General features: G+C 43.7%; 15 protein-coding genes. 5 read left to right on the plus strand and 10 right to left on the minus strand.

The window, feature by feature from the left end; genetic code table 11:
- Entirely contained in the window at positions 1-960 is a 960-nt protein-coding gene (locus ACZ43M_RS19545) for an MBL fold metallo-hydrolase (RefSeq protein WP_464504182.1), read from the minus strand.
- Between the two features lie 484 nt (positions 961-1444).
- Between ACZ43M_RS19545 and proC the strand changes: the two genes are divergently transcribed.
- From proC to namA, 3 genes are all read left to right on the plus strand, one after another.
- Positions 1445-2281: a pyrroline-5-carboxylate reductase gene (proC, locus tag ACZ43M_RS19550; RefSeq protein ID WP_464504183.1), complete on the plus strand. Its 837-nt coding sequence runs from the start codon at positions 1445-1447 to the stop codon at positions 2279-2281.
- 54 nt (positions 2282-2335) lie between these two features.
- Entirely contained in the window at positions 2336-3484 is a 1149-nt protein-coding gene (locus ACZ43M_RS19555) for a glycosyltransferase family 2 protein (RefSeq protein ID WP_464504184.1), read from the plus strand.
- Between the two features lie 80 nt (positions 3485-3564).
- Complete coding sequence (namA, locus tag ACZ43M_RS19560) at positions 3565-4581, plus strand: NADPH dehydrogenase NamA (protein ID WP_464504185.1); 1017 nt, start codon at positions 3565-3567, stop codon at positions 4579-4581.
- Between the two features lie 475 nt (positions 4582-5056).
- On the opposite strand, the gene rnz is transcribed toward namA, so the two are convergent.
- A complete protein-coding gene (gene rnz, locus ACZ43M_RS19565; protein ID WP_464504186.1) occupies positions 5057-5980 on the minus strand; it encodes a ribonuclease Z in 924 nt (307 codons plus the stop codon).
- 152 nt (positions 5981-6132) lie between these two features.
- Between rnz and zwf the strand changes: the two genes are divergently transcribed.
- Positions 6133-7626, plus strand: a complete 1494-nt coding sequence (gene zwf, locus ACZ43M_RS19570) for a glucose-6-phosphate dehydrogenase (RefSeq protein ID WP_464504187.1) — start codon at positions 6133-6135, stop codon at positions 7624-7626.
- Positions 7627-7671: 45 nt separating this feature from the next.
- Here the strand turns inward: zwf and ACZ43M_RS19575 are convergent, their stop codons facing one another.
- From ACZ43M_RS19575 to mce, 4 genes are all read right to left on the minus strand, one after another.
- Positions 7672-8940 (minus strand): DNA polymerase IV, encoded by a 1269-nt coding sequence (locus ACZ43M_RS19575; protein ID WP_464504188.1) that lies wholly within the window; start codon positions 8938-8940, stop codon positions 7672-7674.
- A gap of 72 nt (positions 8941-9012) precedes the next feature.
- Complete coding sequence (locus tag ACZ43M_RS19580; protein WP_464504189.1) at positions 9013-10134, minus strand: tripeptidase T; 1122 nt, start codon at positions 10132-10134, stop codon at positions 9013-9015.
- Between the two features lie 99 nt (positions 10135-10233).
- A complete protein-coding gene (locus ACZ43M_RS19585; protein WP_464504190.1) occupies positions 10234-11781 on the minus strand; it encodes an acyl-CoA carboxylase subunit beta in 1548 nt (515 codons plus the stop codon).
- A gap of 4 nt (positions 11782-11785) precedes the next feature.
- Positions 11786-12199, minus strand: a complete 414-nt coding sequence (gene mce / locus ACZ43M_RS19590; protein WP_464504191.1) for a methylmalonyl-CoA epimerase — start codon at positions 12197-12199, stop codon at positions 11786-11788.
- A gap of 158 nt (positions 12200-12357) precedes the next feature.
- On the opposite strand from mce, the gene prli42 reads away from it, so the two are divergent.
- Complete coding sequence (gene prli42 / locus ACZ43M_RS19595; protein ID WP_464504192.1) at positions 12358-12453, plus strand: stressosome-associated protein Prli42; 96 nt, start codon at positions 12358-12360, stop codon at positions 12451-12453.
- Between the two features lie 41 nt (positions 12454-12494).
- On the opposite strand, the gene ACZ43M_RS19600 is transcribed toward prli42, so the two are convergent.
- From ACZ43M_RS19600 to ACZ43M_RS19615, 4 genes are all read right to left on the minus strand, one after another.
- Positions 12495-12998 (minus strand): L,D-transpeptidase, encoded by a 504-nt coding sequence (locus ACZ43M_RS19600; RefSeq protein ID WP_464504193.1) that lies wholly within the window; start codon positions 12996-12998, stop codon positions 12495-12497.
- 59 nt (positions 12999-13057) lie between these two features.
- A complete protein-coding gene (locus ACZ43M_RS19605) occupies positions 13058-13780 on the minus strand; it encodes an amino acid ABC transporter ATP-binding protein (protein WP_464504194.1) in 723 nt (240 codons plus the stop codon).
- Complete coding sequence (locus tag ACZ43M_RS19610) at positions 13773-14432, minus strand: amino acid ABC transporter permease (RefSeq protein WP_464504195.1); 660 nt, start codon at positions 14430-14432, stop codon at positions 13773-13775. The genes ACZ43M_RS19605 and ACZ43M_RS19610 overlap by 8 nt, the downstream gene beginning before the upstream one ends.
- An 86-nt stretch (positions 14433-14518) precedes the next feature.
- Positions 14519-15301 carry a transporter substrate-binding domain-containing protein gene (locus tag ACZ43M_RS19615; RefSeq protein ID WP_464504196.1) on the minus strand — a complete coding sequence of 261 codons (783 nt, stop codon included), beginning with the start codon at positions 15299-15301 and terminating at the stop codon, positions 14519-14521.
- Positions 15302-15367 lie beyond the last annotated feature (66 nt).

Genomic DNA, 15367 nt, shown 5'->3' on the forward strand with positions numbered 1-15367 from the left:
TTATTTAGCTTGATAAAGCACGGGCTTTGTATCTTTACTAATAATTTCTCCGATAGATGACAAATAGTCAAGCTGGGCGACTGTCTCTGAAATCGTAAGCATCAATTGCCGCTGGTACACTTTCGGAAACAGTCGTTTGCAGATTTCGAATACGGTCAGCTGTTCTTCCTTCAGCCAACCGTTGACTGTCATAGCCCGTTCATGCTGGCGGAGGAGTCTTTTCTCCACTAATTCCGCTAGCTGGCAGACTTCCTCACCATGTCCGGAATATACCAGGTGTATTGGATACGAAAGCAGCTTCTGCATCGAATGATTATGCTGCAGCTGCGGTTTAGGACGTTCGGTTTCCCCAGGCGCCGGGGGTTCAAGCAATGGATTTGGGGAAATATGGGCAATAATTACATCCCCGGCGATTAGCACACCGTCTTTCTCCCGGAACAAGGCAATTTGGCTTTGGGCATGACCAGGTGTTTCAATGACCTGCCAATCAGAAAGTCCCGGCGGCCTTGTTCCTTCGACAAGCGTGCCAGTCAACGGGCGATTACCTAATTCCGATGCCGCTTTTTTGAAATTCTCCAGATACTTCAAATACTCTTCTGGGAGTCCAAATTCTCGAAATAGCTCAAAAAAGAAATTCTTCTGCCCCAGAAAGAAGTCCTCTGTCGGCTGTAACCATCGTTCATTCATCGGATGTCCGTATACCTCAAGGTAGTCCGGAAAAAAGTCAAGCAATCCGGAATGATCGGGATGATGATGGGTCAAGACAACCTGTTCAATATCCTTGGTAGTCAGATTTAATTGTGCCAATTGAGCAGTCAGTGATTTCCATGCCTCTTCCGTTTTCGGCCCCACATCAACAAGCGTTAACTTTTCGCCTTTGACCAGATAGACATTGACATCCCCTACCGCAAACGGGGTCGGGAGGGTGATTTTGGCAATTCCATTTTTCCATTCTGTCATTTTTTATAACCCCTAACATTATCGTTAAATAAAGAAACCCTATTCGGCAATTGTGAATATTATGTGTCAACCAATATATAAAATTAAGTGTAACGATTTTTTGAAGAAATGTCATTATTTTCACATAGTTTTTATAGAAAAATTGAAAAATTCTATAAACTTAACACTTGACAGACAGGCTGTTTTTCAAGCATAATCACTATTAAAAATTTGCTTCGTTTCATGCAATGACTAAGGCCAGTAGGTGTGAAATGGCGAAAGAGAGTGAAGTCCAAGGCTGAAAGGCTTCACCGCCCGCTTGTGCATTGAACCTACCTTATGAGCATTTAGGCAAACCTAACGTATTCCGGCGTTAACGGGGTTAGAGTGAATCCTTTTTTTGCAATGGGATTCAATGAAGGTGGTACCACGGAAGATAAGACCTTTCGTCCTTTTCGGATGAAAGGTCTTTTTGTTTTTTAAAAAATGTTTGGAGGTTGTTTTGATGAATAAAATAGCGATTGTTGGCGCGGGTTCCATGGCGGAAGCATTCATTTCCGGCATTCTTGAAAATGAATTAATTGATCGAAATAATGTGTGGGTGACCAATAACTCCAATAAGGAAAGATTGGCGGCATTGGAAACTCAGTACAGGGTCCATAGCACATATGATTTGAATGCCCTTTTTGAAGGTGCGGACGTTGTGATGTTATCGATGAAACCGAAAGATGCGGCATCGGCAATTGAATCTATTCGTCCATACTTAACTCGGGATATGCTCGTGGTTTCCGTGCTGGCCGGGGTTTCGATGAATACAATTGAGATGCTGGCGGACAAGAAACTTTCGATTGCGCGGGCAATGCCCAATACATCGGCAGCAGTCGGTAAATCAGCGACGGCGATTGCTGTGAATGAACGGGTTTCACAGCAGCAGCTGGAAATAACAAAGCAGTTGTTTGACACCGTTGGATTGGCTGCATATGTGGAGGAATCACAGTTGGATGCAGTAACAGGTCTGTCCGGGAGCGGACCCGCCTACATCTATTATCTGATTGAAGCGATGGAAAAAAGTGCTGTCGAAATCGGGCTTGAAAAAGGGATGGCACAGGAATTAATTGTCCAAACATTGATTGGTGCGGCAGAAATGGTGAAGAACTCTTCCAAATCACCGGAGCAATTGCGGCGGGAAGTGACAAGTCCAGGCGGGACCACCGAGGCAGGTATTCGTGTCCTTGAGGACCAAGGCGTGCAGCAGGCATTTATTTCGTGTATCAAAGCCGCCACATCCCAATCGAAAAAAATGGGTGATGCGCTGTGTTCAAAACTTACGGTAGGGAATTAATCCTGCCCCAGGTACCGAAACTAACATAGAATGAGTTAAAAAGGGCTGAGGCTTTTGGAAACGGTACTAATCGTTCTGTTTGCGTTAGGAATCATGGTTTGGATTTTGTTTTTGATTGATGCAGCGATTGGATTAAAAAGGATTGACTCCTTGAAACAGGAACCTGGCCTGTCTAGCGGACCGTTACTGTCCGTGATTGTCGCTGCCAGAAATGAGGAGAACCACATCGCGGAAAGTATACTTAGTCAATTGGGGCAAACCTATGAAAACGTCGAATGGATTCTAGTGAATGATCGATCCGATGATCGTACCGGGGACATTATGGATGATTTGGCGCGACAGGACCCACGAATTAAGGTAAATCATATCCGGGAGTTGCCGGCGGGCTGGCTAGGAAAAAATTATGCCTTATACACTGGTTCGCAAGCTTCGTCCGGCAAGTGGCTGTTGTTCACTGATGCCGATGTAAAGTTTCAGGACGAAGCCTTTGCGAAAGCTCTTCATTATTTTGAAAAACATCAGCTTGACCACATGACTGCCGCACCCAATTTAAATGCTAGGAAATTTTGGCTGAAAACATTTGTTGCCTTTTTCCTGTTTGGTTTTTCTTATTTTAAACGACCTTGGCAGGCGAATAATCCAAAGTCGAAGATTGGGACGGGAATCGGTGCATTCAACCTAATGTCAAGGAAAGCATATGAAGCATTCGGCACACATGAACGGATTAAAATGCGTCCGGACGACGATTTGCAATTGGGCATGAAACTGAAGCAGGAAGGCTATCGCCAAAGAATTGTGACTGCCCTCGAATTAATCGAAGTAGAATGGTATGGCAGTTTAAAAGAAGCTTTTATAGGCCTAGAAAAAAATACATTTGCCGGGTTAAATTATCAGGTTTTTATGATCTTTTTTTCGATTTTCGGCGTATTTGTCACAAATATCCTTCCGTTTATCATGGTTTTTTCCGATAACAGCACTATTGCCCTGCTCAGCCTTGGAAATATTTTGGTGAGCGGAATTCACTATTCAATGATTATTAACAAGATGACCAAGTTTTCTCCTGTCTTATTTCTAGTCCTGCCGATTACCGCCCTACTGTTCATCTATTCCATTATCAGGGCGAGCTATTTAACGTTTAAACGGGGCGGCATTGTTTGGCGCGGAACTACCTATCGATTAAGCGAGCTTAAGGACCGGGAGTAAAAGCAGGAAATCACATGATTTTGGAGCCCTTTGCTATACTATTAGTTGTTACGTCATATATTTTACGGAGGATTCGCAAAATGGCAAAATTATTTTCCCCTTACACCATTAAGGGAGTCACGTTAAAAAACCGAATTGTTATGGCGCCGATGTGCATGTATTCGAGCCATAACGAAGACGGAATGGTTCAAAACTGGCACCGCACTCATTATACATCGCGAGCGGTAGGCCAGGTCGGCTTGATTATTCTGGAGGCAACAGCTGTTACATCTCAAGGTCGAATTTCTCCCCAGGATTTAGGCATCTGGAGTGATGACCATATTGAAGGTTTACAGGAGCTTGTTGAGCTTATGAACGAACACGGTGCGAAAACAGGTATACAGATTTCCCATGCCGGCAGAAAAGCAGAATTGGAAGGAGAAATTTTGGCTCCTTCAGCCATCGCTTTTAACGAAAGATATCAAACACCGAAAGAAATGACAAAAGAAGATATTGCTGACACTGTTGAGGCATTTAAGCAAGGTGCGGTGCGGGCAGCCAAGGCCGGTTTTGATGTGATTGAAATTCACGGTGCCCACGGATATCTTATCAACCAATTCCTGTCACCTCTTTCCAATAAACGGACAGATGAATACGGCGGGGCTCCAGAAAATCGTTATCGGTTACTCCGTCAGGTGATTGATGCCGTTAAGGAAGTTTGGGAAGGTCCGTTATTTGTCCGTGTGTCCGCACATGATTATCATCAGGATGGTTTGACGCCTGAAGATTACATAATTTTTGCTCGTTGGATGAAGGAGCAGGGTGTTGACCTCGTTGATGTCAGCTCTGGTGCTGTTGTTCCCGCCCAAATTAATGTTTATCCCGGCTATCAGGTTAAGTATTCGGAAAGTATTAAGAACGGGGCAGAGATTCCGACAGGTGCAGTCGGGTTAATCACGAGCCCGTTACACGCTGAGGAAATACTATCAAATGAGCGCGCTGATTTGGTCTTCTTGGCGCGCGAATTGCTGCGCGACCCGTACTGGCCGCGGAGAGCGGCGAAGGAACTAGGCGTTGAAATCGAAGCGCCAAAGCAATACAAGCGGGGCTGGAACTAAGTTCGTTGTACGCAAAAGGCACTCACCCTATCTGAAAAGGTGAGTGCCTTTTTATTGGCGTAGTTGGACGGTCGTTTTTGGGCCACTTCCCCAATAAGCTGCCTTGGCGTAGTTGGAAGGGATTTATTACGCTTTACTCCTCCAATAACGTCTATTGGCGTAGTTGACTGGAAATTTTTCATACTTTACTGCTCCAATAAGCTTTATTGGAGTAGTTCCACAACAATATTTCATGCTTCACTGCTTCAATAAAATTTATTGGAGACATTTTTTATAAAAAAACACTTATTCTGTCTTCAATAACGCATATTGAAGACACTTCCAACGAAAAATCCACTCATTCTGTCCTCTACACGCCTTATTGAGGACACTTTCCATTAAAAATTCACCTGCTCCGTCCTCTATACCGCCTATTGAGGACACAGCTCTCCCAAAAATTACTCGCAATGTCCTCTATAACCAAAAACAACACCATTCATTTACTAGGTATATGAATTTCCTTAAAATCCTCAGCAATATCCGTATTCGGGAAAATCTCACGCGCCTCTGCTACTAATTCCCGCCAAGCATTTCGGTCATACCGGGAACTGATGTGGGTCAAACACAATTGCTTGCAGCCAGCCTTTAAGGCCACTTCAGCCGCTTGATTGGTGGTTGAGTGAAAATAATCATGCGCCAGCCCCTCTTCGCCTTCGGAAAAGGTCGCTTCATGTACCAGAAAATCAGCCCCCTTCGCCAACAAGAGTGCATTCTCGCAATATCTTGTATCGCCAAGAATCGTTACTATCCGCCCTTTTTGGGCAGGTCCGAGAAACTCACCCGGTTGTATGACCCGGCCATCTTCAAGTACAACAGGCTCGCCACTTTTAATTCTTTTAAAAATCGGACCAGGTTGAACTCCCGCCTCCATCAATTTATCAGCGAGCAGCGTGCCAGGTTTGTCTTTTTCCACGACCCGATAGCCATAAGACGGAATTCCATGTTCCAAAACAAGTGCCTCAACTAGAAACTGCTCATCCTCAAAAATAATACCTTCATCTATTTCGACAATCCTCAATGGATATTTTAAATAAGTCTGACTCAAGGAAAGACTCATGCGAATAAAATCTTTTATCCCCTTCGGACCGTACACTGTTACTTCTGATTCCCCGCCTTGAAACGAACGGCTGGATAACAAACCAGGCAGGCCGTAAATATGATCACCATGAAGATGGGTCACAAATATTTTTTCAATCCGCCGCGGTTTTATCGAAGTATGTAAAATTTGATGCTGGGTTGCCTCGCCCGCATCAAACAGCCATACCGCCCCGCGTTCCTCCAGTAACTTTAACGCAATGGACGTTACATTGCGCAGCTTTGCCGGCATGCCGGCTCCCGTTCCTAAAAAAAATATATCCACAAAAAACACCTCTCTTAACCGTTCCATTTCCCATTATGGTAACTATAGCACAAACTAATTCACATTGCTCGATACATGCTATTGGCTAAATTAGTGAAACCTAATGTAAAATACATAAGGCAACCAAGATTTTAGAAAAGAGGTACATAAACGTGGAACAAAATTTGACTTCATTAATTATGATTTTCGGTGCAACTGGGGATTTAGCGACACGAAAGCTGTTTCCGTCCCTTTATAGGCTGTATGATCGAGGAAGATTACATAAATTTGCTGTGGTCGGTGTCGCCAGAAGAACCCTGACCAATGAATCATTCCAGCAATCTGTAAAGGAATCTGTCACCGCTGCCTTGGGAGAAAAGGATAACCTGGATGAGTTTGCTTCTCATTTTTATTACCAGTCCCATGATGTTTCCGACTCGGATTCCTACCAATCCTTGAAAAAATTTGCTGATGAAATCGATACTCACTATCAACTTGAGGGCAATCGAATTTTCTATCTAGCAATGGCGCCACAATTTTTCGGACCAATTGCCCTTCATTTAAAGTCAGACGGGCTCACTGATGTAAAAGGCTATAAGCGTTTGGTCATTGAAAAACCGTTCGGTCATGATTTGGAATCGGCTAAAGTACTAAACGAACAAATCAGAACCGCATTTGATGAAAAAGAAGTTTACCGGATTGACCACTATTTGGGGAAAGAAATGGTCCGTAATATCGAAGTCATCCGTTTTGCCAACGCCATTTTTGAACCGTTGTGGAATAACCGATATATCTCCAACATTCAAGTGACCTCCAGCGAAACTCTAGGTGTTGAGGAACGGGGCCGCTATTATGAAACAAGCGGTGCATTAAGAGACATGCTGCAGAACCATATGCTGCAAATGGTTGCCTTACTAGCGATGGAACCACCAATCAGTCTTACCACCGATGAGGTTCGCTCTGAAAAGGTAAGGGTGTTTCGCTCGCTGAGAACCATCGAAGGTGACGAGGTAAAGAATTATTTTGTCCGCGGCCAATATGGGGAAGGCATAATTGGAGAGAATGAGGTTCCTAAATATCGTGATGAACCGATGGTTGACAAAGAGTCCAATACGGAAACGTTTGTTGCCGGAAAGGTCATGATTGACAACTTCCGCTGGGCCGGTGTACCTTTTTACATCCGTACAGGGAAAAGGATGACAACCAAAACAACGAAGATTGTTGTTCAATTTAAAGACATCCCGATGAACCTATATTATCAGACTGAAAAAATGCTCAATCCAAATCTCCTGGTGATTCATATTCAGCCTGAGGAAGGGATCACCCTTCATTTGAACGCAAAAAAAGCCGGCGGCCATCTTGATGCGCAAACGGTTAAACTAAGCTTTGCCAACACCGGTATTCAGGCAATGAACACACCTGAAGGCTATGAAAAACTGCTTTACGACTGCATGCGCGGTGACGCCACCAATTTCACACATTGGGATGAGGTCGCCTACTCGTGGGCGTTTGTAGACAAAATTTCGGAAGTATGGGAAAAAGAAAAAGCTGCATTTCCAAATTATGAATCAGGATCAATGGGGCCGAAAGCTGCTGATGAACTGCTGGAAAAGGACGGTTTCTACTGGTGGCCAGTAACGGATTTGGATGTAGATATATGTAAATAACCATAAAAGCTCCAACTTGCATATTTTCAGGGCAAGCTGGAGCTTTTATTGCTGTTCATTGTTATTTTCACGGAGAAAATCTTTGTTAAAACTGGTAGCAGTCCCCACATTGTGGTTCTTATCAACTTTATGGGTTCCGGCATTCTCAATAATTGTTTTACCATACTTTTCACGGAGCGTAGAAATCGTCTTGAGCAATGGTTCTTTCTTGGCTTCTTTCTCAAAAGAAAATAAATCCAGCTGTTTATAAGCAAGGTGTTGTTCGACCAAATCATATCCAGTAATACCCAACAAGCGGACAGGATCACCATTCCAGTGCTTTAAAAAAAGCTGCTTGGCAAATGAAGCTAAGTCATCCTTGCTGCCAATCGGATTCGTGGTTTTTTTGCTTCTGGTAATGGTTTTGCGGTCTTTATATCGTATCGTAATTGCAACGGTTGTCGCCAACACGTTTTTTCGTTTCAGCCTTATCGAAACAGTCTCAGCCAATGATTCCAACACATGAAAAAGCTCATGCTGATTGGCCACGTCTCTAGGAAGAGTGGTTGAATTACCGATGCTTTTAAATTCCTCAATCGATTCAGGATCAACGGGGCGTGGATCCATTCCATTGGCCCGCTCTTTCAAACGAATTCCGTTAATTCCAAGTAACGTTTTTACTTGGATTTCATTTGCCTTTGCCAGGTCGCCAATTGTTTCAATCCCAATCGTTTTCAGCTTTTCCGCGGTCTTATTCCCGACTCCATGCATCTCGTTCGTGTTGAGGTGCCAGAGTTTTGCCGGTATATCCCGTTTGCGGAGTATCGTGATTCCCATTGGCTTTTTCATATCAGAAGCCGTTTTGGCCAAAAATTTATTTGGGGCAATGCCGATGCTGCATGGCAGATCAAGCTGTTCCAAAATCCGCTTTTGTATACTTTGGGCAATTTCAATCGGACTGCCGTACTCAAAGCTATATGTGATGTCCATATAGCCCTCATCAATCGAAACAGGTTCAACAAGATGGGTGTAGTGGCGAAGAATGTCAAACATCCCCATTGAAGCAGCCCGATAACGGTCAAAGTTGGGTGATTTGACAATTAACTGCGGACACAGCTTCCTTGCTTCCCAGAGCGGCATTGTCGTTTTTACACCAAACTTCCGGGCCTCATAGCTGCAGGTAACGATGATTCCCCGCCGTTCCTCAACATTACCGGCTATTGCCAACGGCTTCCCCTTGAGTGATGGATCATAGGCCATCTCCACCGAAGCATAGAAGCTATTCATATCCACATGTAAAATGACCCTTCCGTTTTTCGGGTACATTTCCTTCATTCCATACACCTCCTGCACCTTCCATTATATCAAAAAGGAGACCCTTTGTAGAAAAGGCTCTCCTCATAAAAATTATTGATTTGTCACCACATCAATGATCGCAAGGGTCATTTCCCCGAGTTTATACAATTCTTCAAGCGGCATCCGCTCGTTGGTGGTGTGAATTTCTTCATAGCCGACTGCAAGGTTCACAGTTGGAATGTTGAAACCGTTAAATACGTTGGCATCACTGCCGCCACCGCTATGCTGCAGTTCACAGCTTCGGCCGATTTTTGCTGCAGCTTGACGGGCAATTTCTACCACCTCGTCACCTTCGCCAAATTTAAAGCCGGGATACATGACTTGGATATCCACCTCTGCCCGTCCCCCCATTTCCGAAGCAACGGTTTCGAACGCTTGCTTCATTTTGGCAACTTGGGCTTCCATTTTTTCAGGAATCAGCGAGCGGGCTTCTGCTAAAATATCGACACGGTCACAAACAATGTTGGTTGCCTGACCGCCCTCAAAGCGGCCAATGTTAGCCGTTGTTTCATGGTCGATTCTGCCAAGCGGCATTCTGGCGATTGATTTAGCGGCAATCGTAATCGCTGACACGCCTTTTTCCGGAGCCACACCAGCATGAGCCGTCTTCCCGTAAATAACCGCTTTGACTTTTGCTTGCGTTGGGGCAGCGACAACAACATTCCCGACTAATCCATCACTGTCCAAGGCATAGCCATATTTCGCCTTCAGCAATGCCGGGTCGATTGCTTTAGCACCTTGCAGACCTGATTCTTCGCCAACTGAGATGACAAATTGAATTAAGCCGTGCGGGAGATTGTTTTCTTTTAACAGGCGGATCGTTTCAAGCATGACTGCAATGCCTGTTTTATCATCAGCCCCTAAAATTGTTGTTCCATCGGTAACCACATAGCCGTCCTTAATCGAAGGCTTTACACCTTTAGCAGGTGTGACGGTATCCATGTGACAAGAAAAATAAATGGGATCTACTCCCTCTTTTGTAGCCGGCAGTGTACAAATTAAGTTGCCAGCACCATGCCCTGTGACAGCCATAGTATCGTCTTCGAAAACCTCAAGGCCCAAATCAGTAAACTTTTGCTTTAACACCTTGGCGATTTCCGCTTCAAATTTTGTTTCGGAATCAATTTGGACAAGCTCTAAAAATTCGTTCAATAGACGTTCTTGATTAACCATATTGTCGAACCCTCCAGTTATGTAACTACTCACTATTTTAGTATACCTTTTCCCGTTTAACCCAGCAAATAAAAGGCAGGCTGCAAACCTGCCCTATTCCTATAATGGAATATTTCCATGCTTTTTGTATGGACGTGATTCTTTTTTATTTCGAAGCATTTCCAAAGATTGAATAATTTTAATTCGTGTTTCGCGAGGATCAATGACATCATCGACCATGCCCCTGGCCGCTGCGACGTACGGATTCGCGAATTTATCCCGATATTCTTCAATTTTTTGCTGTCTGACCAGCTCAGGATTTTCACTATTTTGAATTTCCCTTGCAAAAATAATATTTGCAGCCCCCTGTGGCCCCATTACAGCAATTTCCGCATTCGGCCAAGCAAATACAAGGTCAGCGCCGATTGACTTACTATTCAAAGCCACATAGGCCCCGCCATAAGCTTTTCTTAAAATAACAGTCAACTTAGGGACCGTTGCCTCCGAATAGGCATACAGAATTTTTGCCCCGTGGCGGATAATTCCTCCGTGTTCCTGCTTCACTCCAGGGAAGAAGCCGGTAACATCCTCAAAAGTAATAATTGGAATATTGAACGAATCGCAAGTTCTAATAAACCTCGATGCTTTATCGGAGGAATCGATGTCCAAACCGCCAGCCATCACCTTTGGCTGGTTGCAAACAAGCCCGACAGTTTCGCCTTTGACCCTGGCAAAACCAACCACAATATTTCGGGCAAAATCCTTTTGAATTTCCATAAATGAACCCTGGTCGACCACCTGTTCCACGACAATTCGGACGTCATACGGGCGAACCGCGTCGAATGGAATCAAATCTGTCATGTCTGGACGATAATCGTCTTCTTCGGCCACTACGAGCACCGGCGTCTTTTCCTCATTATTTTGCGGAAGATAGCTTAATAGATTGCGAACCTGCCGCAATGCTTCCTGCTCTGTCGCCGCACTAAAATGGGCATTACCGCTGATGGAGTTATGTACTCCTGCCCCGCCAAGATCCTCAGAACTGATTTTTTCACCAGTCACTGTTTCAATGACCTTTGGTCCAGTGATAAACATCTGGGAAGTTTTTTCGACCATGATTACAAAATCGGTAATCGCCGGTGAATACACTGCTCCGCCGGCACACGGCCCCATAATAACAGAGATCTGTGGAATTACCCCAGAATAAATTGAGTTTCGATAAAAAATATGTCCGTAGCCGTCCAAGGACACAACACCTTCTTGAATTCGCGCACCGCCGGAGTCATTCAGCCCGACAAACGGTGTCCCGTTTTTGGCTGCCAAATCCATGACTGTGGCAATTTTCTTGGCGTGCATTTCCCCCAAGGCCCCGCCAAACACGGTAAAATCCTGAGAAAATAAATATATGGGCCGGCCGTTGACCTTTCCGTAGCCTGTCACAACCCCGTCACCAGGACCTTTCTGTTCATGAAGCCCAAAATCATTGGTGCGATGCTCAATAAACGGATTCAATTCAACAAAGCTGCCTTTGTCTACCAGCAAATCAATCCGTTCGCGGGCTGTCAACTTTCCCTTTTCATGCTGCTTTTCAATTCGCTCATCCCCACCGCCAAGCTCGACCTCTCTTCGTTTATCATACAGTTCGTTAATTTTTTCATAGATGTCCATCCCGTTACCCCTTCTTCCCTTTCTTTTCGCAAAGTTCCACCAGGACGCCGTGTGCCGACCTCGGATGCATAAAGGCGATATCCGCCCCGCCCGCACCAGGCCTTGGCACTTGATCAATCATGGTGATGCCCTTTTCTTTCATTTGTGCAATTCTTTGTTCAATGGATTCAACACCAAGCGCAACATGATGAATACCTTCACCGCGTTTTTCAATAAACATGGCAATTGTGCTGTCCTCAGACATTGGCTCAAGCAGCTCCAGCTTTGTTTCCCCCGCTTGTAAAAAGGCTACCCTAACCTTCTGGCTGTGTACTTCTTCAATGCCTAATAATGGCAGCTGTAATACTTCGGTATAAAACGGTAATGTATTCTCCAAAGACTTGACGGCAATACCAATGTGATCCACTTTTTTAATCATATATACCCCTCTATTTCAATATTAACATTAGTCCGACAATTATTGTATTCGGGAAAAAGTTCATAAATCCTTCCTATATTGTTTAGTTGTTCCGTTGTTTCTCTGGGCTTTTCCCTGTAAAATAAAAGAAAACCATTTATTAAGGAGGACTTAATAAAGTGAACAGTAAGAAAAACAGAAAAATTGTTGTGTATTTAATGTTATTTGCCATGCTTGCCTCAACTCTCCTGATTGGGATCGGGCAATTTCTATAAAAGCTAAAAAAGGGATTGTTCAAATGAACAATCCCTTTTGTTTATTTTATCGCCCCGTATTCACGAGCAAGCGTTTCAAATGACTTTTTTGAAGTGGTGATTAATATTTTAGTTCCCAACGGAATTAAAGGATAAAGAGAGGTAATCACTTCATTTTGGGTCCGGATACAACCCTGTGATACATTTTTACCAATGGAGGCCGGTTGATTGGTGCCATGAATTCCGTAAATTCTGCCATCGGTATCCCTGGCATCAAAACCAATCCACGCCAAGCCTAACGGGTTACGCGAATCCCCTCCAGGAATGTCTTTCTTTCGGTAATATGGATTCTTCGCCTTTACGGTGATCGTAAACAACCCTTCCGGCGTTAATTCCTGCGACTTACCGGTTCCAACACTAACGATGGTTTGAACCTTGTTTTCGTTTATCAGTGCCAGTTCATTGTTACTTTTATTTACGATAACAAACGGATCGCCAGGAAGCGGGTTTAGACCAAGCGGCCAGAGTGGGGAAGCAATCAGGATTGACAAAAATAATTTGATCATGTTTATCAACCTGCCTTTTTCCCCTAGTATGCTTCCACATACTTCCTCCGATACATGGATTACAACATTTTTTCCAGGAATTCTTGAGCCCGTTTGCTCTTAGGCATAGTAAAAAATTCTTCCGGTGTGGCATCGTCTACAAGTACTCCGCCATCGAGGAACAAGACACGGTCCGCTACTTCTCGGGCAAAGCCCATTTCATGGGTGACGATTGCCATCGTCATCCCCGTATGTGCCAGTGACTTCATAACCTCTAATACTTCTTTAACCATTTCTGGGTCTAGTGCCGAGGTAGGTTCATCAAATAACATAACCTCAGGCTGCATTGCCAGTGCTCTGGCAATTGCCACCCGCTGCTTTTGCCCGCCTGAAAGTCTCGTTGGATATTCATTGGCTTTTTCCAATAACCCTACTCTTTCCAATAGATCATAAGCAATCTTTTCCGCTTCGGCTTTTGCCATTCCCTTTACTTTGATTGGTGCATAAGTGAGATTTTGCAAGACAGTCTTATGCGGGAAAAGATGAAAATGCTGAAACACCATGCCGACATTCTCACGGACTTTCATGATATTTGTTTTTTTATCTGTTACCTCTTGCTGGCCTACCCAGATTCTGCCGCTTGTCGGCGTTTCAAGGAAATTCATGCAGCGCAGAAAGGTCGACTTTCCTGAGCCGGATGGCCCAATAATCGCAACGACTTCACCGGACCCAATCGTAGTGGTGATTCCCTTTAACACTTCCAATTTACCGTAAGATTTATGCAAGTCTTCTACCTTAATCACTGCGTCTCATTCTCCTTTCCAGTGCTTTTCCCATGAAGGTTAAGGTGATAACCATCAAGTAATAGATCACACCTGCGATAATTAATGGTTCAAAATAAGAATAATATTCTGCCCCGACCTGATACGAGCGGCGCATAATATCCATAACCCCGATGGTTGTCACAATGGCTGATTCCTTTGTCAAGGTGATGAATTCGTTCATTAATGCTGGCAGGATATTCTTTAGTGCCTGTGGCAGAATGATATCCCACATCATTTTTCCATAAGGAACCCCAAGAGCCATCGCAGCTTCCTGCTGGCCTTTGTCGACAGCAAGAATGCCCGCGCGGATAATCTCTGAAATATATGCTGCCGAATTTAGTGCAAATGATAATACTGCCGCCGCATATGGTTCAATTTGATAGCCAAAAATTTGTGGTGAACCGTAATAGATGAGCATTAGCTGTAACACAAGCGGTGTACCGCGGAAAATCGAAGTATAAATATCAGCTAACCAGCCGAGCGCTCTAATCGAACTAATTTTAAAAAGTGATAAGATAATACCAAAGATAAACCCCAAAACTCCTGCTAGAATAACAATTTTTAACGTAATCATTATTCCTTTTAAAATATACGGCAGGGAGGGAATGAATTGCATAAAATCCAAATTCATTAATATGCCATCCTTTCACAAAAAAATAGCGGAGACGCCTAGTAGAATTAGCTTCTCCCAAACGTCTCCATGTCATGTTTTATAGTTTAGTTTTCGCCGCCAAACCATTTAACTACTAATTTGTCGAGTTCCCCGTTTTCTTTCATTTTCTTTAACTCTTTATTAAATTTTTCAGTCAGATCACTATTTTTCTGGAACGCAATGGCCGAACCTGCTTCCTCTGGATCATCGCTGATCGTAAAGCCCTTCAACTCTTTATCATTTTTAAAATAGCCCTTTGCGACAGTATCTTCGATAATGGCAGCATCAAAACGGCCTGATTTAAGCTCCTGAATCAATTCCGGAATCCGGTTGCGGTCCTGGATATTAATCGCTACTTTTTCATTGATTTCTTTTGCTTTTCCTTCTTGGATAGAACCAAGTTGAACGCCGACAGTCTTGCCTTTCAAATCCTCGAGGGACTCAATCCCGCTATCCTGCTTAGAAACAATCATGTGCTGCGCTGTATAATAAATATCACTGAAATCTACGTTTTTCTTTCTCTTTTCGGTAGGAGTCATCCCTGCCAAAACAAAATCTGCCTGTCCTGATTTAAGAGCTTGAACCAAACCATTAAATTCCATATCCTTGATTTCAAGTTTGTAACCAAGCTTGCTCGTGATTGCCTTAGCTAAATCCACATCAAAACCGATGATTTCGTCGCTTTTCTCTGTTTCAATATATTCAAATGGCGCATAATCTGCAGAAGTCGCCATCACCAAAACCTTTTTGTCTCCACTCGCCTTGCTTGTTTTCTCACTAGTGCCACAAGCAGCAAGAACACCGATCGTTAACATTAACGTTAACAATAATATTAAACTCTTTTTCATTTCGTTTTCCCCCTGAAGTTTTTTAGGAATGATAGATTAATAATTATTCAATGTATTGAATTTTAA

It is taken from the genome of Neobacillus sp. B24, from assembly GCF_055381825.1.